Source organism: Coprococcus sp. AM97-35 (genome assembly GCF_027697525.1).
GTDB classification, from domain to species: Bacteria; Bacillota; Clostridia; order Lachnospirales; family Lachnospiraceae; genus Allocoprococcus; species Allocoprococcus comes.
Genome location: NZ_JAQESL010000022.1, coordinates 1 through 21,193, shown reverse-complemented (window position 1 = coordinate 21,193; position 21,193 = coordinate 1). Strand labels below are relative to the sequence as shown.

Genomic DNA, 21,193 nt, shown 5'->3' with positions numbered 1-21,193 from the left:
AAGGTGGAAACCAGCGATGAACAGTGTAATTAAAGGAGCAGGATATGTACTCGTACATACCCCGGAAATGGTAGTTTACAACGGAACAACACAGACAACAGAAAGAGTTGTTAATCCGGAATCAGAATATTTAAAAGAACTTAGAGATCATCTTCGGTCATATGATACATGTGTAAATTATTGGCCGAATCAGGTATATATCGGAAATGCAACACCGGACGACCTTGCCCAGGTTGAATTTCCTTACTACGATAAAGTAAAAGAAGGTGCAGAGCGTTACGGAAAATACGGTGAAATCATGCCGGAAGACGAATTCCTTCTTTTAGCTCAGGCATGCGACATGTTCGAAGTTGTTATGCTTGAAAAAGGATTTGTAGCAGCTACAAAAGAAAAATTTGCAGCAGATCCGATCATCACAGATGATATCGTAGAAAAAGTAATCGAGGGATTTGAAATCTCAGAAATCGAACACTTTGTAAATGAAGAGCATGCTGAAGGTCTGTATCATGAAAACAAACTGGTAGGCTGTGTAAAGAGAGCGCATGACATTGATGCAAACCTTTCAGCTCATGTTATGCATGAAAACATTATGAGTAAGGCATCCAGCGTGCTCGCCCTCCTCTATGGTGTAAGAAACGCAGGAATCGAAAAGACAGACGTTGAGTATGTCATCGACTGTGCAGAAGAAGCTTGTGGTGATATGAACCAGCGTGGTGGTGGTAACTTTGCGAAAGCAGCAGCTGAAGTTGCAGGACTTTTGAACGCAACAGGTTCTGACTCCCGTGGATTCTGTGCCGGACCATCTCACGCACTGATCGAAGCAGCAGCTCTCGTAAAATCAGGCGCATACAAATGTGTAGCTGTAACAGCTGGTGGTTGTACAGCAAAACTTGGTATGAACGGTAAAGACCATGTAAAGAAAGGTCTTCCGATCCTGGAAGACTGCCTTGGCGGATTCTGTGTAATCATCGCAGAAAACGATGGTGTAAACCCGGAAATCAACCTGGATATCCTTGGACGCCATACAGTAGGAACAGGAAGTGCTCCGCAGAACGTAATCGGAAGCCTTGTAGCTGATCCACTGGAAAGAGCAGGACTTAAGATCACAGATATCGATAAATTCTCTCCGGAAATGCAGAACCCGGATATCACAAAACCGGCAGGAGCCGGAGATGTACCGCTTGCTAACTACAAGATGATCGCAGCTCTCGCAGTTAAGAGAGGCGAACTTGACAGAAAAGAACTTGCAAGCTTCGCAGGAGAACACGGACTGACAGGATGGGCTCCGACTCAGGGACATATTCCTTCAGGTGTACCGTACATCGGATTTGCAAGAGAAGATATCCTTGCTGGAAAGATCAATAAAGTCATGATCATCGGAAAAGGAAGTCTGTTCCTTGGACGTATGACCAACCTCTTCGATGGTGTATCTTTCGTAATCCAGGCAAATACCGGTGCAGAAGATAACAGTGGTGTATCAGAAGAAGAAGTAAAAGGACTGATTGCAAAAGCAATGAAAGATTTTGCAGCATCACTCATGGCAACAGAAGAATAAGAAAGGTGGACAAACAAAATGGCAAATAGTATTGAAAGAATGATTGCCGACACCTTTATGGAGATGGCGCAGGGACTGGAGACAGGAAGCTTCGGAAAGCGCCCGAAAGTTGCACTGACCGGAATGGGAAGCGAACATGGAGAAGAAAACTCTATGGCAGCGGCAATTGAAGCGGCAAAAGACGGAATTGATGTATATTATATCGGAACATTAGAAGCAGAAGGCGTTACAACTGTTAAAGTGGCTAACGATGAAGAAGGTCATGATAAGATGGAAGAAATGCTGAAGAATGGAGAAGTAGATGCAGCAGTAACCATGCACTTCCCATTCCCGATCGGTGTATCTACAGTAGGACGCTGTGTAACACCGGCAACTGCAAAAGAAATGTTCATCGCTAATACAACAGGAACATCCAGCACAGACCGTATTGAAGGAATGATCAAAAATGCGATCTACGGAATCATCGCTGCAAAAGCTTGTGGCAAGAAGAATCCGACCGTTGGTATCCTGAATGTAGACGGTGCACGTCAGACAGAGAAAGCTCTGAAGAAACTGCAGGAGAACGGGTATCCGATCGAATTTGCAGAATCAGGAAGAGCAGATGGCGGATGCGTTATGAGAGGAAATGACGTCCTTCAGGCATCCCCGGACATCATGGTAACAGATTCCCTTACCGGAAATATCATGGTGAAGATGCTTTCTTCTTTCACAACAGGTGGAAGCTTTGAAGCAACAGGATTCGGATACGGACCTGGAATCGGAGAAGGATATGAACAGCTTGTTATGATCGTATCCAGAGCATCCGGAGCACCGGTTATCGCAAATGCGATCCGTTACGCAGCACAGCTGGTAAGAGGAAAAGTATTTGAAGTAGCGAAAGAAGAATTTGCAGCTGTTAAGAAAGCTGGATTAAAAGAAATCCTTGATGAGCACAAAGCTTCTCAGAAACCGGCAGCGGCTGAAGAAGAAGTTAAAGAGCCACCGAAGGAAATCGTAACAGCACAGATCCCTGGAATTGAAGTTATGGATCTGGAAGACGCAGTTAAAGTACTGTGGAAACTCGGCATTTACGCAGAAAGCGGAATGGGATGCACAGGACCAATCATCCGTGTATCAGACGCAAACCTCGCAAAAGCTGAGGAAGAACTGAAAAAGAGCGGATATATTAACTAATAAAATCTGCCTTTTTATAAACACTCTCACTCTAATTCAGGAAGATGGGCTTTCCGGTCATAAGACCGGGAAGCCTTTTTCCTTGCGAAAAACTGTTTTTGCAGAAAGATTATACATTATTTGTCACAGATACTGTGAACAGTAATGATTGTACTGTTTTGTGTACGAAAAATTTTTGGTTGATTTTTAGAATAGGAAATAGTATCATGACAGTTATAAATCCGAAAAAGTGAGAGGGAGAAAGTCATGGATACGCAATTATTACTGAAAACGGCGATGCTTGCCGGTGAAATAATGCTGCGAAGCGGAGCGGAAACGTATCGTGTGGAAGATACCATGCATCATATACTGAAGACGGCGGATCACATCGAGATGGCAGAAGTTCTGGTGATCATGACCGGAATTTCCGCGACGATCAAACTGGAGAACGAAAAGGCAGTTACTGTTACAAAGAGAGTAGAAGAACGGGATACCAATCTAAAGCTCGTCGTAGATGTTAATGAGATTTCCAGGCAGTATTGTGGAGATGATCTGACACTAGAGCAGGCATATGAGAAGCTTTCGACGTTAAAACAGTTCGAGTTCAGCCGCAAGACAACCAACCTGGCAATGATGGGGGTTGGTGTGGGATTTACAATTTTTTTTGGTGGATCCATTGCAGATACCGGGGCAGCCATCGTTGTAGGACTTTTTCTTGTTGCCTTTGTATCAGCGGGACAGGATCTGAAATTTCACCCATTTATTCAGGATATTTTCGCAGGATTTGGTGTTGCATTTGCCTGCTGCCTTCTAAAAGAAGGTCTGGGTGATCAGATGAATATGGATACTGTTATGATCGGAAGTTTCATGCCTCTTGTACCGGGAATGGCAATCACCAATGCTGTCAGGGATACCTTGCGGGGGGATTATCTTTCCGGTGGTGCAAGAGTGATGGAAGCTTTCTTAAAAGCACTTGGGATTGCAATTGGAATTGGTATTGGGCTGGCGCTTTGCGCAAAGATTTTTTAGCAGGAAGGAGAGCAAAAAATGAACAGTACTGTTTTTGAAATGATCATCCGGGTATTTGGAGCGTTTTTATCTATTTACAGTTTTGCGGTTCTCCTTCAGGTTCCGCGCCGCTTTGTTCTTCAGGCTGGTATTGTAGGAGCAATTGGTGGATTTGTTTATCTGCTTGCAATACATTTTGGCAGAGGAGATTTGATGGCATCTTTATATTCAGCAGTTGCAGCTGCAGTTGTTTCGCATATTTTTGCGAGAGTTTATAAGACACCGGTTACGTTGTTTCTGATTGCCGGGGTTCTTCCGACTGTTCCCGGAAACGGGATGTACCAGACGGTTCATTATCTGATCGACGGGAACGAGGCGATGTCCGAATTTTATCTGATCCAGACATTAGAGATCGCAGGCGTGATCTCTCTTGCAATTTTTGTCGTGGATACCTTTTTCCAGGCTTTTCAGAAGAGTGAGTGGAAGCAGAATTCCATGAAGTATGTCCGAAAGATCGTTCCTGGAGCTGAGGAACCGCAAAATACAGAAAAACGGGGAAAATAGTGGCTTCGGAATGCTTGAAGTAAAAAAGGGAATGTGTTAGTATAATAAAGATGAACATATATTTGAATGTCATAGAGAACTGTGAATAGTTTATTTTCACAGTGAAAATAAAACAGAAGTTAAAGAGAGGAACACTAAAATGAAAAAAGTCAGAACAAGATTTGCACCGAGTCCGACAGGTAGAATGCATGTCGGTAATTTGCGTACTGCATTATATGCATACCTGATCGCAAAACATGAAGGCGGAGATTTTATGCTCCGTATTGAAGATACAGATCAGGAAAGATATGTAGAAGGTGCATTGGATATTATTTACAGAACACTGGAGAAGACAGGCCTTGTTCATGATGAAGGCCCAGATAAAGATGGCGGTGTCGGACCATACGTTCAGAGTGAAAGACAGGCTTCAGGAATTTACATGAAGTATGCTAAGCAGTTAATTGAACAGGGAGATGCATACTACTGTTTCTGTGATAAAGAACGTCTGGAATCTTTGAAGACTTCTGTATCAGAGGATGGAACACAGATTGTGAATTATGACAAGCATTGTCTGCATCTGAGTAAAGAAGAGATAGAAGCAAACCTTGCAGCCGGAAAGCCATATGTTGTCCGTATCAATATGCCGACAGAGGGAACCACAACTTTCCATGATGAAATTTATGGAGATATTACCGTCCCGAATGCGGAACTGGATGATATGATCCTGATCAAATCAGATGGATATCCGACCTATAATTTTGCGAACGTTATTGATGATCATTTGATGAATATTACACACGTTGTCCGAGGAAATGAATATCTTTCTTCAGCACCGAAGTACAACCGTCTTTACGAAGCATTTGGATGGGAAGTACCGGTCTATGTACATTGCCCGCTGATTACAGATGAGAACCACAAAAAGCTCAGCAAGAGATGTGGACATTCTTCTTACGAAGATCTTCTGGATCAGGGATTTGTAAGTGAAGCAATTGTAAATTATGTGGCACTTCTTGGATGGTGTCCGCAGGATAACAGAGAGATCTTCTCACTGCCGGAACTTGTTGAAGCATTTGACTATCATCATATGAGCAAATCACCGGCTGTATTTGATATCAATAAGCTGAAGTGGATGAACGGGGAATATCTGAAGGCTATGGATTTTGATAAATTCTATGAACTTGCAGAGCCGTATATCAAGAAAGTGATCACAAAGGATTATGATTTGAAAAAGGTTGCGTCTCTGATCAAGAGCCGTATCGAAATCCTTCCGGATATCAAAGACCAGATTGATTTCTTTGAAGCTGTTCCGGAATATGATACTGCAATGTATTGCCATAAGAAGATGAAGACTAACGAAGAGACTTCTCTGGAAGTATTAAAAGAAATTCTTCCAAGACTGGAAGCATGGGATGATTACAGTAATGACGCATTATTCGGGCTGCTGAAGGGATTTGCAGAAGAAAAAGGTTATAAGAACGGATATGTGATGTGGCCGGTAAGAACTGCAGTTTCAGGAAAGCAGAATACTCCGGGTGGAGCAACTGAGATCATGGAAGTTCTTGGTAAGGCAGAATCTGTAGAAAGAATCAAGAATGCAATAGAATTATTAAGCAGATAATATACAGATATAAAAGTATGCATGGGGGACGGATTTCTTTTTTCGCGTAATGCGGAAGAGGAATCCGTTCTGTTGTATTACATATGAGAAGGGGAGTTCATGAAACTAAACAGAGGACAGGATGAAGCGATAAAGCACGGGAATGGACCGTGTATGGTGCTGGCACCTCCGGGTTCGGGAAAGACGCTTATTGTCACAGAACGTACCCGTTATCTGATTGAGGAGAGCGGAGTACGCCCGGATCAGATTCTTGTAATTACTTTTACAAGATATGCAGCACGTGAAATGAAAGAACGTTTTGAAAGGCTGACTGCCGGAAAAAATTATCCGGTAACGTTTGGGACCTTTCACAGTATTTTTTATGGGATTCTAAAATGTGCCTATGGGATTGGTGCGAATAATCTGATGTCTGAAAAAGAGTCCTCTGTACTTTTACAGGAGGTCTTAGATCAGACCGATATCGAATCAACACCTGAGGTAGAAGATGAAGAGGAACTGGTGAGAGAACTTCTGCGGGAAGTCGGCATGGTAAAGAACGGACTTTGTCATCTGAAAGATTTTCACAGTAAGTATCTTACACAAGATGAGTTTGCAGAAGTGTTCCGCAGCTATGAGCATCAGAAAAAAGAACTGAAAAAATTTGATTTTGATGATATGCTGGTACAGTGTTATGCACTTTTCCGGAAAAAGCCGGAGATTCTGCAAGGATGGCAGAAGCGTTTCCAGTATATCCTGATCGATGAATTCCAGGATATCAACCGTGTGCAGTATGAAGTGATCCGGATGCTTGCAGCACCGAGGTACAATTTGTTTGTAGTCGGGGATGATGATCAGTCCATTTATGGATTTCGTGGAGCAAAGCCGGAGCTGATGCTTTATATGAAGCAGGAATTCCCGTCACTTCGGACCATTTCGCTGACGGTGAATTATCGTTCTACCGAATTTATTACCGGAGCAGCGGCAAGAGTGATTTTGCATAATGATACCCGTTTTTACAAGCGTGTACAGTCATTTCGGGGAAGAGGACAGAATGTTCATGTGCAGGAAGTCTTGGATGAACAGGAAGAGGCGCAGTATGTAACGGAAGAGATCCAGAAAAAACTGGACCAGGGAATAAAGCCGGGAGAAATTGCTGTACTTTTCCGGGCAGCAGTCCAGGCGCGAATGATTTCGGAAATATTAAGCGAACACCGTATCCCGTTTGAAATGCGAGATTATGTGACCAATTTTTACAGGCATTTTATTGTAAAAGATATGATGGCATATCTGCAGTTGGCAGCAGGAAAGCGGGACAGGTCGCTTTTCCTGACAATCTGTAACCGACCACTCAGGTATCTGGCACGGAATAGTATGGAGAACCGGCAGGTAAATTTTGAGGATTTGCGTAAATTTTATTGCGATAAGGACTGGATGCTGGATATTATTGACCAGTTTGATGTGGATGTCCGTATGATGAAGAATATGGCACCTTATGCGGCAATCCAGTATATCCGAAAAAAGATCGGATATGATGATTTCCTGAAAGAATATGCCGAAAAACATCAGATTTCGTGGAAGCAGCTGATGGATGTGATGGCAGAGCTTGAGGAGAGGAGTAAAAACTTCAAATCCTATGATGAATGGGAAATCCATATTGCAAAATATACGCAGGAGCTGGAAGAACAGCAGGCAAAGGCAAGGAAGATCAAAGGAGAGCGGGAGAATAAGGTACAGCTGATGACGATCCATTCAGCGAAAGGACTGGAATTTGAGGATGTATTTGTGATCCATGCCAATGAGGGTGAGATTCCGCATCAGAAGGCAGAAAAGAAAGACGAGATTGAAGAAGAGAGAAGACTTTTTTATGTAGCATTAACCCGTGCGAAGAATAATCTCTGTATTTCCTATATTACACAAAAAAACGGGAACAGTATCAAACCGTCCCGTTTTGTGGAAGAGCTTTTAGGTCAGAGAATAAAATAATTATTCTTCAATATCAAAGCCTTCAAATTCCTGTGTATCAAGCCATTCATCAAACTTATCCGCAGCGCGGTCATACTCATCATCATCTTCGATATTCTGAAGATCATGATCGGAGCCGCCTGTGGTATCACGGATAAAGCGATAGATCCATACGTCTCCGTCCTCATTTCCACCGTCTTCATCAAGCGGAAGAAGTGCAATGTATTCGGTAGAATCCATATTAAAAGTTGTGATAATGGCGCATTCGATTTCCACATCGTCATCAAGTGTCAGTGTGACAACATCGGATTCAAGCAGATTATGTTCCTTTTCCATTGTTCAGTTCTCCTTTCAATCTGATACTATCACTCTAACAGAGTATGAGGATATTTGCAAGGGGAAAAGTATTGACATTAGCGGTAAAAAAGATACAATAAAAGAAAGGTTTCAGGGAGGTTTATCTATATGAAGAAAAAGATTTTTTCTATCTTTCTTGTGATGGTTCTCTGTATTGGCATGACTGCAGGCTGTAAGAAGAATGTTGGGACAAGCCAGGACAATGCAATAGCAGAAGAGGACGATGACAGCAAGGAAGAGGCAAAAAGCTATCGTTTTGGATTTAGTTGTATTACCATGGAAAATCCATACTATATTACACTTGAGCAGGCACTGAGAGAAGCAGTCGAAGCACAGGGAAGTACGCTGGTGACAAAAGATCCGGCACTGAATGTAGACACCCAGATCGAGCAGATCCATCAGATGATCAAAGACGGACTGGATGCCATTTTTCTGTGTCCGGTATCAAGAGATGCGATCACACCTGCTCTGGAAGAGCTTAAGGAAGCCGATGTTAAGATCATCAATATTGATACGGAAGTTAAGGATACGGATTATATTGAAGCTTTTATTGGTTCGGATAATAAAGCTGCCGGACAGCTTTGTGGAGAAGATCTGATACAGCAGAGTCCGGATGGTGGAAAGATTGTAATTCTTGAAGGTCTTACACAGAATTCTATTGTAGAGAGAATTACAGGCTTTGAGGAAGCAATTGCCGGAAAGGGATTTGAGATTGTAGGAAGAGCAGATGTCAGTGGAGATTTGAACGAGGCAAGAGAAGCAGCTAACAAGATTTTTGCAGAGAATAAGGATGTTACGGCAGTAATGTGCGGGAACGACCAGATTGCGCTTGGGGCACTGGTTGCAGCAAGAACAGCCGGTCTTACTGATGTAAAGATTTACGGGGTAGATGGTTCTCCAGATCTGAAAAAAGAACTTCAGAAGACGGATTCCCTGATTCGCGGAACAAGTGCGCAATCACCGATTAAACTCGGAAAAGAATCGGCCAAAATTGGTTTTGCTATTTTAAACGGGGATGATTATGAAAAGACAACGTATCTGGATGTATTTTTTATTGATGCCTCGAATGTAGATATGTATGGAGTTGACGGATGGCAGTAACAGGGGGAACAGTGGATATGAAGACAGCAGTGGGATTTCCGTTTCCACAGGGATGTACTGTGGAAGGACAGACAGCGAATTTTTCGGTAGCAGTTCCGGAAGGACAGACATGTGAACTGATCATTTATAAAAAAGGTGCCAGGGCTTCAGCATTTTCACAGGAGATGCCATACTCTGATGTGGCAGGAAATCTGCACTTTCTCTCCGTGGTGCTGGAACAACCGGAAGATTATGAATATTGTTATAAAATCGGTGGAAAGATAGTTCCGGATCCATATGGAAAAGCATTTTCAGGCAGAGAACACTGGTCTGTGTCAAAGGGAAAGGAAAAGAGAAAACTGCGTACCCGGATCGTAACAGATACATTTGACTGGGGAAAGTCGCAATTTCCACATCTGAAAAAGGAAGATGTGATCGCCTACAGTCTTCATGTCCGTGGATTTACAAAACACAGTTCGTCCGGAGTCGCACACAAAGGAACGTTTGACGGAGTTACGGAGAAACTGCCCTATCTTCAAAAATTGGGGATTAACCAGATCCATCTGATGCCGGTTTATGAATTTGATGAGAATCAGAGGCATGTGAATTACTGGGGATATGGAAAAGCATATTTCTTTGCACCAAAAGCATCATATGCGGCAGGAGATCCGGTGAATGAGATGAAGTCACTTGTTCGTCAGATGCATCTTGCAGGGATTGAAGTTATTCTTGAGATGCCTTTCACAGAGGGAACTACGTTTTCTCTGATTTTAGATTGTCTGCGTTACTGGGTGATGCAGTATCATGTGGATGGATTTATTGTGAATCCATATATCTGCAATCCGGATGAACTTGCAAAGGATCCTGTGCTTGCGAAAAGTAAGATCCTCAAAAAAGAAGACGGATTCCAGAATGTGATGCGCCGTTTCTTAAAGGGAGATGAGGGCATGATCCGGGATGTGATCTGCCAGCTGAAGAATCAGGATACACAGCTGTATAATTATATTGCAAGCCACAACGGATTTACGCTCTGTGATGTAGTTTCCTATGACGGAAAGCACAACGAAGCAAATGGTGAGAATAATCTGGATGGTCCGGATTACAATTACAGCTGGAACTGTGGGGCAGAAGGGAACAGCCGGAAAAAGGCGGTTAACGAGTTGCGGAAGAATCAGATATTTAATGCGTTCTTTTTACTTTTATTTGCACAGGGAATGCCGTGTATCCTTTCCGGGGATGAATTTATGAATACCCAGAAAGGGAATAATAATGCATACTGTCAGGATAATCTGATATCATGGCTTGACTGGAACCAGCTTTCCAGACAGGAAGAATTATATACATTTGTATGTCGACTGATTGCACTTCGCAAAGCCTGTATGAAGCAGATAGCGAAAAAATCAGAAGACACGATGGGCAGAAGCGGAATCCCTCAGATTTCCTATCATGGGGAGGATGCGTGGCAGATGCCGGCAGGGCGTGCAAGCAGACAGCTTGGTGTATTCTATCATGAAGAAAGTACAGAGAAGGACTTTTATATTGCATATAATATGCACTGGCTTTCTCATTCATTTGCACTTCCTTCCCTTCCAAAAGGAATGGAATGGGTGTGCATAGCAGGGACAAAAGAAGGAGTCCTGGGTGAAAAAGAAGCAGTTCCGGTAAAAGATAAGAAGGTTCAGCTGGAGGAGCGAACGATCAAAGTTTTTGTTGGAAGGCAGGCTAAAGAATGAAAATCTGGAAACATTTTTGCACCATAACACATCACAAATATCTGGTTATGAAGAACTGCTTTAAGGTAGGACTTTACAGACAGGGACTTTTGCATGATATGTCGAAGTACTCTCCGGCGGAGTTCTGGGTTGGGTGCAGGTATTTCCAGGGAAACCGGAGCCCGAATAACGCAGAAAGAGAAGAAAAGGGCTATTCTTCGGCATGGCTGCACCATAAAGGGCGCAATAAACATCATTATGAATACTGGATTGACTACGGACTGGAAGGGGAACCAATGCTTACCGGGATGAAGATGCCCAAAAAGTATGTGGTCGAGATGTTAATGGACCGGATCGCAGCATCCAAGATTTATATGAAAGATAAATATACGGATACGTCACCGCTTGAATATTATCTTCACGGTATTGCAGGGGACTGGATGCATAAGGATACCAGGGCACTTCTGGAAGAACTTCTCTATATGCTCGCGGCAGACGGGGAAGAGAAAACTTTTGATTATATCCGGAATACCGTGTTGAAAACGAGAGATTATTAGAAAAAGAGGATAAAAACATGGCAGATTTACCAAAGGATCCAATGATCCTTCTGAGTGTGGTCAATACAAAATTACGAGATTTTTATACAGATCTGGATACTCTTTGCCAGGAGATGCAGATTGAGAAAAAAGAACTGACAGAGAAACTGGCATCCATTGATTATGAATATGATGCAGGGCTGAACCAGTTTGTATAGAGAGGTTAATAACATATGAATAATATTGATTTTGATGCAATAGATCTTACCAAAGAAGCTCCGGTCACTGAGCCGGAGAGACAGTACTATTACATTGCCAAAGCGCGGAAGTATGTAAGCGAAAAAGCACAGGAGATCGGAAGATATCTGACTTTTTGCGTGACGACTTTCGGTTGTCAGATGAACGCTCGTGACTCCGAAAAGCTGGTCGGTGTTCTGGAACTGATCGGATACAAGGAAGAGCCGGATGAAGAGAAAGCAGACTTCGTTATCTACAACACCTGTACTGTCCGTGAAAATGCGAATCTGCGTGTTTACGGACGTCTGGGACAGCTTGGTGCAAAGAAAAAAAAGAATCCGCATATGTTCATCGGACTCTGCGGATGTATGATGCAGGAACCGACTGTTGTAGAGAAGATCAAGAAGAGTTATCGGTTTGTTGACCTGATCTTTGGAACTCACAATATTTATAAATTTGCAGAACTGATCGTGACAAGATTTGAATCTGAGAGAATGGTGATCGATATCTGGAAGGATACCGATAAGATTGTGGAGGATCTTCCAAGCGAACGTAAATTTTCCTTCAAATCCGGTGTTAACATCATGTTCGGATGTAACAATTTCTGCAGCTACTGTATCGTACCGTATGTGCGTGGACGTGAGAGAAGCCGTAATCCAAAAGATATCATTCGCGAGATTGAAGGACTTGTGGCAGATGGTGTGGTAGAAGTTATGCTCCTTGGTCAGAATGTAAACTCTTATGGAAAGAATCTGGAAGAGCCGATGACATTTGCACAGCTTCTTCAGGAGATTGAGAAGATTGAAGGACTGGAGAGAATCCGCTTTATGACTTCCCATCCAAAGGATTTGTCAGATGAACTGATTGATGTGATGGCACATTCCAAGAAAATCTGCAAGCATCTGCATCTTCCGGTTCAGTCAGGAAGCAGCAGGATCCTGCAGAAGATGAACCGCCATTACACCAAGGAGCATTATCTTGAGGTGGTAAGAAAGATCCGCGAAGCAGTGCCGGATATTTCCCTTACAACGGATATTATCGTCGGATTCCCTGGGGAGACAGAGGAAGATTTCCAGGATACTCTGGATATTGTAAGACAGGTGCGTTATGACAGTGCCTTTACTTTTATCTATTCCAAGAGAACAGGAACCCCTGCGGCAGCAATGGAAGATCAGGTTCCTGATGACGTGGTAAAAGGCCGTTTTGATCGCCTTTTAAAAGAGGTGCAGCAGATTTCAGCGGAAGTATGCTCTGTACATCAGGGAACCACACAGGATGTGCTGGTAGAAAGTGTCAACGATCATGATCCGTCATTGGTGACAGGACGAATGAGCAACAACCTCCTGGTACATTTCCCGGGAGATGAAAGCATGATCGGTAAGATCGTGACAGTTTACTTAAAAGAGGCAAAAGGCTTCTATTATATGGGAGAACTCTGTAAATAAATCCAATGATTTGTGATAAAATCCAAAAGAAACGCTCATGCTATGTAAGAGATTTGCATAGTGAGGGCGTTTTTTATGGTGAAAAGAGTGAGTAAAAGGGTAAGTGAGATAGTCTTTCTGATAGCAGCAGGGGGAAGCACCTATTATCTGATCGAGATCTGGTTTCGTGGATTTTCTCATTGGACCATGTTTGTGCTTGGGGGAGTTGCATTGACATTTTGTAGTTTTCAGGGCGAGGTAATGCACTGGTCTGAGCCGATGTGGATTCAGATTATCCGGGCAGTGCTTTTCCTGACATCCCTGGAATTTATGACGGGGATTATCTGTAATAAATGGCTGAAGATCGGGATCTGGGATTACCGGGATCAGCCGTTCCAGCTGTGTGGCCAGATCTGCCTGCCATTTATGGTGATGTTTTCAGGACTTTTATGTCTTGCGATCGTGCTTGGAGGAGTGGTGCTCTGGGGCGTATATGGGGAGGAAAAGCCGGAGTTTCATGTGTTGTAAAAGGGACTTAAGCATTTTTTATATGTGAAAAATGATGAAATTAAGATGAAAAGAGTCGTGGGAAACCAAACTCTTTTCATCTTTTTTTGTGGATGGTTACAAAAATGAGCATAAATGCATTTTGTTAAATGTAAAATGTTAACAATTCTAGGAAAATTAAGTAAGATACAAGAAAGGTTCAAGATAAAAAACAAGTGAGTATAATCATGGAAAAAGGAGGGCAGCAGGAAAAATCGGGGAAAATATAAACTGTTTTTTATTGAATGAGAAGTATATGTTATTTGGAGGAAAACTAAAAATGAATCAATATGATGAAGCCTTAAAAAAGGAGACCGCGTTTTTGGGTCAGCCTAGGGGGGTGGGGACTCTCAGCTTTGTACAGCTTTGTTCGTCTTTTTCAAACTATGCAATGAATGCCGTAATGATCTATTACCTGTATGCAAATGCACCTGCAGGTCTTGGATTCGATAAAGCAGATGCAGCACAGTTGATTTCTTTATATGCAACTGTAGTCGGAATGACAACCATCATCGGAAGCTATGTCTGCGACCGTATTCTTGGATGTCGTAGGTCACTGCTTGTAGCCAGAGTTACCGGATTTATCGGTTATACCTTGCTTGCATTTCCACTTGGGGTAGTTGGATATGCAGCTGCTATGGGATGTATGGTATTCAGTTCACTCTTCGCAGGAAGATGTATCGAAACTCTGATCGGTAAATTCTACGATGAGAACGATGGAAGACGTGACAGTGCTTTCACAATTTCTTACGTAATTTCCAATATCGGTGCAGCAGCTCCGGCCCTTGCAGGTGTAATCGCAGCGAAATGCGGATATCACGCAGCATTCGCATTATCAGCAGTTCTCTCATTCTTAGGTACTGTTGCTTATATTGCTACTTACAAAAAATTCTTCGGAAATATCGGTCTGGAACCGGATGATCCGCTTCCGGCAGATAAGAAACGTTCTTTTGTTGTAAAAATGCTTATTGTTGTTGCTATCGTAGGAACAGTTTTAGCAGTTTCATTTGCAACAGGAAAGCTGAAAATATCTTCCTTTGCAAACGTAGTAAGTACTATTTCCATCTTTATCCCGCTTGCTTATCTTGTCTTCATCTATTCCAGCAAGAAGACAGAAAAGCACGAGAAAAAGAAAGTACTTTGTCTGCTTCCACCATTTATCTGTAACGCCGTTACACTTTTGATCTGGACACAGACAATTTCAATCCTTGCTATCTTCTATGAAGAAAAAGTAAACCGTGTGATCTTCGGAGTAGAAATTCCGGCAGCTTCATTCCAGACAATCCCGGCAATCTTTGCGGTTTGCTTCGGTAGTTTTCTTACCATGCTTTGGACAAAACTTGGCAAGAAACAGCCATTCGGAACAACAAAGATGGGATTCGGAACGATTTTATGGGGACTTGGCGCAATGATCATTGCACTCCTTTATGTCATCTACCCAGGCGATGCAAAAGTAAATGCATGGTGGATCGTGTTGTTCTATGCAGTACTGATGGTTGCTGAAGGATTTACATGCCCGATCGGTTACTCCATTACAGCAGTAGCAGCACCAAAAGCCTTTGTAACACAGATGATGACAGTATGGTCAATGTCTCAGTCAGTAGGAGCTGCTCTTAACATGATCCTCGTTAACTTCTATAAAGAAGGAAGCGAAGTGCCGTTCTTCATCGGAATCGGTGCAGTTGTAGCTATCCTTGGTGCAGTCGTACTCGCTTTCAGCAAGAAGCTTGCAGAAGGAATGGGAATGGAAAGAGAAGCGTAGGAAATTTCTCAAAAATAAATCAAATAAATGTCCTCTTAAAGAAGAAGTAATAAAAAGTATCAAAAAAATCCTTGTCAGGCAGAGATGTCCGGCAAGGACTTTTTGATTCTATAACATTTTGTAATATTTTGTAATAAAGGAGGAAAGTGAGGTGGACAGATTTAAAAGAATGCTGCGATTATTACAATATAAACTATAAATCCCTATGTACTTATATGCAGAAAAATAAAATATCAAAAGAGGAGGCGCTCAGCCATTATTATCAGTATTATAAATATAATCGTTTTACATATAACCATGTGACTTATGATAGTTTTGCAGCTTGTTGTGAGGCTTACAATATTAAATCGGTTTGCGTCAGAAGATATGCGAGAAAAAAACATTTTCTATTGCGGCATGCATTTGCCAGCTATCTGAATTATCATAATAAACGAAAAATGTATTTCTGCGGACAGGAATATATTACATTTACATCATGTTGCAGAGCATTTGGATGCAATGCATCTTATGTGTCGGCATACGCAAAACGGCACGGAATATCCAGAGAAGAAGCTTTGAAATTTTATATCAATCGTATTGAAAAGCAGGAAGGACAAAAAATAGATTCCAGAACATTTGTATTCCGGGATAGTATTTATCATGATTTGAGTGACTGCTGCCGCAAACTTGGTATAAATGTCAGCAGCGTTTATGGTTATATGTGGAGAACGAAAAAGGGTAAAGTAGAGGCGGTTGAATATTACTATAATAAAAAGATGGAGGATTATTTTGAATGGGAGTCGGTTTTATACTCGTCTTTGTCGGCATGCTGTACAAAATTTGATGTGTCATTAAAAGCAGTACGCAATAGAGCGTGGCGAAAGAACTGTTCGATCCAAGAAGCTTTCCGACATTGTCTGAGAAGGAAGCAAAGTCTGGAAACGGATGTATTTTACTATAGAGGTGATGAGTATAAAAATTTGAAAGAGTGCTGTGAAAAATACAATATTAATGTTCAATCTGTGCATTCTTATAGGTTTCGGAATAAAGACAGCGATTACGATGAGGCAATTGATTATATTAGAAAGATTACGGAAAATCGGCAATTTATCTGGGAGGATGGAAGTGTATATGAATCAATCAATTCCTTTTGCAGAATGAAAAGTATCTCTGTAAGCAGTGTGAGAGATAAAGCGAGAAAGAAAGGGATGTCTTTACAGGAAGCGGCAAAATATTATATTGAGAGAAATAGTTATGACTGATGAGTACGCAGTATAAGCGGATGGTAGAATTTATGAGAAATGTGTTGCTGTTTATTGCAATTGCGATAAAATTAGGATAAAATAAAGATAGTAAAATGCGAAAGGAGAGGTGAAAATGATACAAATTCGCCCAGTTTCTGATCTTAGAAATAAATTTCCTGAAATTGAGACTCTTGTTAATAGTGGAAATCCTGTGTATTTAACTAAAAATGGATATGGCGCTATGGTTGTTCTAAGCTTAGAAGAGTATGCAAGTCTCACAGATAATATTGAAATGAAGCTTGATGAAGCTGACAGGCAGGCTGCGGGAACCGATGAAAGACTTTCTCACGAAAGCGTGTTCAAAAATGCAAGGAGTGCAATACATGGAAAATAAATCTTATCAGCTTCGCTACTTGCCAATATTTGAAACTGATTTGCTAAGTACGGTAAATTACATTACAAATGTCTTGAAAAATGAAGATGCAGCACATCGGTTGGTTGATGATATTGAAAGTGCCATATTGAAAAGGCTGGAAAATCCTCTTGCGTTTGAACCTTATCGTTCTGCAAAAAGGAGAGAGTATCCATATTATCGGATTTATGTGAGGAATTATGTGGTATATTATGTGGTTATCGGGAATGTTATGGAAGTAAGGCGACTGATATATAAAAGCACTTGATAAGGAACTGTAAGTTACGATGTTAAAAAGTAGAAGTTACTGATGATGGAACGCCGGATGAGGGGAAACTCTCATGTCCGGTGTGAAGTGGGGGAAAGTCTGGCGATAACATCAAAGGATTATCTATCACTATAGGACCGTTTGATTGCCCTGCATCATTTGGATATTGGTTGGAAACCATCTGACTTGGAACAGAGGGAAGGACGTATTATCCGTCAGGGAAACCATAATAAAAAGGTTCATATCTTCCGGTATGTAACAGAATCCACTTTCGACAGTTATATGTGGCAGTTGATCGAGAACAAGCAGAAATTCATTTCCCAGATTATGACGAGCAAAGCACCGGTCAGAAGTTGTGAAGATGTGGACGAAGCGGCGCTGTCCTATGCAGAGGTCAAAGCACTTGCAACCGGAAATCCGGCAGTAAAAGAGAAGATGGCATTAGATGTGGATGTGGCAAAATTAAAGCTTTTAAAAGCTAATCACATGAATAACCAGTACCGCCTGGAAGATGACATTGCAAGGAATTTTCCGCAACAGATTGCAAAACTGACGGAGATTATTGCCAGCTACAAGGCAGATAAAGGAAGTACTGTTGATCGTATTTCGGTAGAGGAGTTTCCAAATTACACTATTCCCGTGATTTCATTGAAGAATCAGAAAAAAATGGTTGCAGTATTAGAAAAAATCGACGCTAAGATAAGGACTAATAATAAGATAAATGATTATTTATCATATCAATCTTCGATGGCAGCTTGACCATTCATGAGCATTGGAAGTAACCAGTCTCTTATTGAGGCTAATTCATCACTTTCTTTCTGATATTGTTCTTGAAGCATGAGCAAACAATTAAACTTGTTTAAAATAGCTTTATTATCAGGAATAAAAACTGGAATATTTTCAATATCTCCTTTGGTAATGAATTTTACAATCGAACCTGAAGCTGCAGATTTAAATGACTTTATTTGATACATGCTTGCTAAATACAGAAGAGCATAATACTCTAGGTCTGGTATTAACACATATGTTCTTTGATAAGCATTAAATTTTCCTGTATAATGCTTAACATTAAACTCTCCATTGCCGGCTATCAAAATAGATGAAGCATTGAACGCATATTCATCACATTTCAATGTATTACTTGAGCAAGTAAAGAAATTATATTTCCCATTTGGTGATGAAAAATTTGCATCTTCCTTCCCAGTAACAATATTGGTCAAAGCAGATGCAATTGTATTATGACCAGTAATATTCCCAGTTTGAGCATCATTCATCATATTTTCATACAACAAGCAAAGTAGCTGTTCTAAATAATCATTTAAAGTGGAATGGAGAAGATAGATACGATCGAGAAATTTCTATTGTAAAAGAGTCATGACCAAAGAGAAATATCTAAATTATATAGATAGCCTTGTTATCCAGTAATTCAAGGAGAACGAATCAACTATCAAAATAAATAATGTTTTGAATACGGGGATGAAGTAGAAAGGAAAGTACCATGACAAAGGATGAAGTAAAAAAACTCTGGATGGACAGTCCGGAATCACTACAGTTTTTAAATAATGCTACAAAATTTTATAATTTAATGATGATGTATCGTTGTGCTATTCGGGAGATACAAACTAAACTTGAGGTTTTGGATGATGAATTTTCAGTTGAGAACAATCGAAATCCTATTTCTTTTATAAAAACAAGGATTAAGAAGCCCAATAGTATTTACAATAAATTGCAGAAAATGGGACATGATTTTACAACAGAAAATATACAGACATATTTAAATGATGTAGCAGGCGTTCGAATAGTTTGTGCGTTTATTGACGATATTTATATGATATCAGATTTGATTACCCAACAGGATGATATTAAAGTTATTGAAATAAAAGATTATATAAAAAATCCAAAACCAAATGGTTATCGAAGCTATCATATGATTGTTGAAATACCAGTATTTTTTGCTAAGGGTAAAACACCTATGCGTGTAGAATTACAGATCCGAACCAATGGTATGGATTTCTGGGCAACATTGGAACATCAACTTCGCTATAAAAAAGGAATTGAAGAAATGCCTGGTTATGATGAGATAAGTGAAGAATTACTTCATTCTGCAAGAGCTATCATTGAAGCGGATAATGAAATGCAGAGAATAAAAGACAAAATTGGTATGTTTCATGAAATTTAGGCAGAAAACTGAGCAAGTAGGAAGGTGGAATATATATGAAGCAAGATACTTTAGAGGGCAAAGCAAAAACAAAAAATGGGGTAAAACGGCTGTGTTTTTCCATAGTCTGCATTCTTCTGGAAGTAATTTTTATTATTACTATCGTAACACGCTTGAATGAATATGCAGAAATTATAAATTTATTTACAAGGATTTTGAGTGGGATCTTGGTTTTGGGATTGTACGCATCAAATAAGACATCCTCTATGAAAATGCCTTGGGTCATTTTAATTCTAATTTTCCCAATTATGGGTGTAGGCCTGTATTTGTTGATTGGTTTGAATGGTGGCACACATAAAATGCGTGAGCGATATGCAGAAATTGATAGCAAATTGTTACCAATGCTTCCGGACAGTCAGGAGTGTTTGAGCAGAATAAAAGAAACAATTCCGAAAGCAGGAAATATAGCAAGTTACATACAAAGAAATTCGCAGTATCCAATCTATCAGAATACGGATATTGTGTATTTTGATGAAGCAGTGAAAGGATTAGAGGCACAGCTTAAGGATTTGGAGAAAGCACAGAAGTTTATCTTTATGGAATATCATGCGATAGAAGACGCTGAAGCATGGCATAAGATTCAAGATGTTCTGGAAGAGCGAGTAAAAGCAGGTGTGAAAGTTAGAGTATTCTACGATGATATGGGTTCTATAGGCTTTATTAACACAGATTTTGTGAAAAAGATGGAGGCAATAGGAATTCATTGCCGTGTATTCAATCCGTTTATGCCAGGTTTAAATCTGTTTTTGAACAATCGTGATCATAGAAAAATAACAGTTATTGATGGAAAAGTCGGATTTACAGGTGGATATAATCTAGCAAACGAATATTTTAATTACACACACCCGTATGGACAGTGGAAAGATACAGGTATTCGTTTAGAAGGAGATGCTGTTCAGTCGCTTACGGTGACATTTTTGGAAATGTGGAATGCAGTAAGTGATAAGGATGCTAATGATTCTGATTTTAGTAAATACCTTTTCCACTATGATTATGCGGCACAGCAAACTGGGTTTGTTCAACCTTATGCAGACAGCCCTATGGATAATGAGCAAGTAGGAGAAGAAGTTTATATCAGTATGATAAATAAAGCTGAAAAATATTGTTGGTTTATGACTCCATATCTAATCATAACAGATGAAATGACGCATGCGTTATGTCTGGCTGCTAAGCGAGGGGTAGACGTAAGAATTATCACACCTGGTATCCCTGATAAAAAATTCATTTATAATATAACTCGTTCTTTTTATCATGGATTGGTTAAACATGGTGTTCGTGTTTATGAGTGGACTCCTGGTTTCTGTCATGCAAAAATGAGTGTGGCAGATGACTGTATGGCAACCTGTGGAACAATTAATCTGGATTATCGAAGTTTATATCACCATTTTGAAAACGGCTGTTTTATGGCAGATTGTCAGGCAGTTGTGGAAATAAAAAATGATCTGATAAGAACGATGGGAGAATGTCGTGATGTGACAGACCAATATCAAACCGGACGAAGTGCATATTTGCGACTGGGACAATTATTTATGAGATTATTTGCTGGATTGCTATAAGAATCTGATGAAACGACCTTTCAAAAAACAGTTGATTTAGAAGTT

21 protein-coding genes and 1 pseudogene are annotated in these 21,193 nt (G+C 40.7%); 20 read left to right on the top strand and 2 right to left on the bottom strand.

Annotation, left to right across the window (positions count from 1 at the left end; genetic code table 11):
* The first annotated feature begins 16 nt into the window (after nucleotides 1-16).
* The 6 genes from grdC (at nucleotide 17) to PG840_RS12860 (ending at nucleotide 7,838) form a co-directional block, all read left to right on the top strand.
* On the top strand, nucleotides 17-1,555 hold the full coding sequence (gene grdC / locus PG840_RS12885) for a glycine/sarcosine/betaine reductase complex component C subunit beta (RefSeq protein WP_055247420.1): 1,539 nt from the start codon (nucleotides 17-19) through the stop codon (nucleotides 1,553-1,555).
* A gap of 18 nt (nucleotides 1,556-1,573) precedes the next feature.
* Nucleotides 1,574-2,728: a glycine/sarcosine/betaine reductase complex component C subunit alpha gene (gene grdD / locus PG840_RS12880; protein WP_055247352.1), complete on the top strand. Its 1,155-nt coding sequence runs from the start codon at nucleotides 1,574-1,576 to the stop codon at nucleotides 2,726-2,728.
* Nucleotides 2,729-2,974: 246 nt separating this feature from the next.
* Nucleotides 2,975-3,736, top strand: a complete 762-nt coding sequence (locus PG840_RS12875; RefSeq protein ID WP_055297034.1) for a threonine/serine exporter family protein — start codon at nucleotides 2,975-2,977, stop codon at nucleotides 3,734-3,736.
* An 18-nt stretch (nucleotides 3,737-3,754) separates the two neighbouring features.
* Complete coding sequence (locus tag PG840_RS12870) at nucleotides 3,755-4,279, top strand: threonine/serine exporter family protein (RefSeq protein ID WP_243034355.1); 525 nt, start codon at nucleotides 3,755-3,757, stop codon at nucleotides 4,277-4,279.
* 139 nt (nucleotides 4,280-4,418) lie between these two features.
* Entirely contained in the window at nucleotides 4,419-5,876 is a 1,458-nt protein-coding gene (gene gltX, locus PG840_RS12865) for a glutamate--tRNA ligase (RefSeq protein ID WP_055297036.1), read from the top strand.
* A gap of 99 nt (nucleotides 5,877-5,975) precedes the next feature.
* Entirely contained in the window at nucleotides 5,976-7,838 is a 1,863-nt protein-coding gene (locus tag PG840_RS12860) for an ATP-dependent helicase (protein WP_117558219.1), read from the top strand.
* On the opposite strand, the gene PG840_RS12855 is transcribed toward PG840_RS12860, so the two are convergent.
* The gene (locus PG840_RS12855) at nucleotides 7,839-8,153 is read right to left on the bottom strand and encodes a DUF1292 domain-containing protein (RefSeq protein WP_008375343.1); all 315 of its coding nucleotides are present in this window, start codon (nucleotides 8,151-8,153) and stop codon (nucleotides 7,839-7,841) included. It abuts the gene before it with no gap.
* A gap of 129 nt (nucleotides 8,154-8,282) precedes the next feature.
* On the opposite strand from PG840_RS12855, the gene PG840_RS12850 reads away from it, so the two are divergent.
* From PG840_RS12850 to PG840_RS12795, 12 genes and pseudogenes are all read left to right on the top strand, one after another.
* A complete protein-coding gene (locus tag PG840_RS12850; protein ID WP_117558217.1) occupies nucleotides 8,283-9,275 on the top strand; it encodes a sugar ABC transporter substrate-binding protein in 993 nt (330 codons plus the stop codon).
* Nucleotides 9,266-10,987 (top strand): alpha-amylase family glycosyl hydrolase, encoded by a 1,722-nt coding sequence (locus PG840_RS12845; protein ID WP_270613703.1) that lies wholly within the window; start codon nucleotides 9,266-9,268, stop codon nucleotides 10,985-10,987. The genes PG840_RS12850 and PG840_RS12845 overlap by 10 nt, the downstream gene beginning before the upstream one ends.
* Nucleotides 10,984-11,523 (top strand): DUF5662 family protein, encoded by a 540-nt coding sequence (locus PG840_RS12840; protein ID WP_008375346.1) that lies wholly within the window; start codon nucleotides 10,984-10,986, stop codon nucleotides 11,521-11,523. Before PG840_RS12845 ends, PG840_RS12840 begins: the two co-directional genes overlap by 4 nt.
* Before the next feature lie 17 nt (nucleotides 11,524-11,540).
* Entirely contained in the window at nucleotides 11,541-11,720 is a 180-nt protein-coding gene (locus PG840_RS12835; RefSeq protein WP_022220898.1) for a DUF4250 domain-containing protein, read from the top strand.
* Nucleotides 11,721-11,735: 15 nt separating this feature from the next.
* Entirely contained in the window at nucleotides 11,736-13,184 is a 1,449-nt protein-coding gene (gene miaB, locus PG840_RS12830) for a tRNA (N6-isopentenyl adenosine(37)-C2)-methylthiotransferase MiaB (protein ID WP_270613702.1), read from the top strand.
* Nucleotides 13,185-13,259: 75 nt separating this feature from the next.
* Nucleotides 13,260-13,691, top strand: a complete 432-nt coding sequence (locus tag PG840_RS12825) for a putative ABC transporter permease (RefSeq protein WP_008375501.1) — start codon at nucleotides 13,260-13,262, stop codon at nucleotides 13,689-13,691.
* 340 nt (nucleotides 13,692-14,031) lie between these two features.
* Nucleotides 14,032-15,471, top strand: a complete 1,440-nt coding sequence (locus tag PG840_RS12820) for a peptide MFS transporter (RefSeq protein WP_270613701.1) — start codon at nucleotides 14,032-14,034, stop codon at nucleotides 15,469-15,471.
* Nucleotides 15,472-15,617: 146 nt separating this feature from the next.
* Nucleotides 15,618-16,712 (top strand): hypothetical protein, encoded by a 1,095-nt coding sequence (locus tag PG840_RS12815; protein WP_270613700.1) that lies wholly within the window; start codon nucleotides 15,618-15,620, stop codon nucleotides 16,710-16,712.
* Between the two features lie 115 nt (nucleotides 16,713-16,827).
* Nucleotides 16,828-17,088, top strand: coding sequence for a type II toxin-antitoxin system Phd/YefM family antitoxin (locus PG840_RS12810; RefSeq protein ID WP_044999282.1), 261 nt, complete (start codon nucleotides 16,828-16,830; stop codon nucleotides 17,086-17,088).
* Complete coding sequence (locus PG840_RS12805; protein ID WP_008375511.1) at nucleotides 17,078-17,374, top strand: type II toxin-antitoxin system RelE/ParE family toxin; 297 nt, start codon at nucleotides 17,078-17,080, stop codon at nucleotides 17,372-17,374. Before PG840_RS12810 ends, PG840_RS12805 begins: the two co-directional genes overlap by 11 nt.
* 135 nt (nucleotides 17,375-17,509) lie before the next feature.
* Nucleotides 17,510-17,956: pseudogene (locus tag PG840_RS12800) on the top strand (helicase); the annotation flags it as partial.
* Nucleotides 17,933-18,133, top strand: coding sequence for a restriction endonuclease subunit S (locus PG840_RS12795; protein ID WP_242854881.1), 201 nt, complete (start codon nucleotides 17,933-17,935; stop codon nucleotides 18,131-18,133). The pseudogene PG840_RS12800 and the gene PG840_RS12795, both read left to right, overlap by 24 nt.
* On the opposite strand, the gene PG840_RS12790 is transcribed toward PG840_RS12795, so the two are convergent.
* Complete coding sequence (locus tag PG840_RS12790; RefSeq protein ID WP_117558176.1) at nucleotides 18,112-18,651, bottom strand: restriction endonuclease subunit S; 540 nt, start codon at nucleotides 18,649-18,651, stop codon at nucleotides 18,112-18,114. The two genes, PG840_RS12795 and PG840_RS12790, sit on opposite strands and share 22 nt — an antisense overlap.
* A gap of 221 nt (nucleotides 18,652-18,872) precedes the next feature.
* Here PG840_RS12790 and PG840_RS12785 point away from each other — a divergent pair, with 221 nt between their 5' ends.
* Both PG840_RS12785 and cls read left to right on the top strand, forming a co-directional pair.
* On the top strand, nucleotides 18,873-19,553 hold the full coding sequence (locus PG840_RS12785; protein ID WP_009203863.1) for a GTP pyrophosphokinase: 681 nt from the start codon (nucleotides 18,873-18,875) through the stop codon (nucleotides 19,551-19,553).
* Nucleotides 19,554-19,588: 35 nt separating this feature from the next.
* Complete coding sequence (gene cls, locus PG840_RS12780) at nucleotides 19,589-21,148, top strand: cardiolipin synthase (protein ID WP_270613699.1); 1,560 nt, start codon at nucleotides 19,589-19,591, stop codon at nucleotides 21,146-21,148.
* The last annotated feature ends 45 nt before the right edge of the window (nucleotides 21,149-21,193 follow it).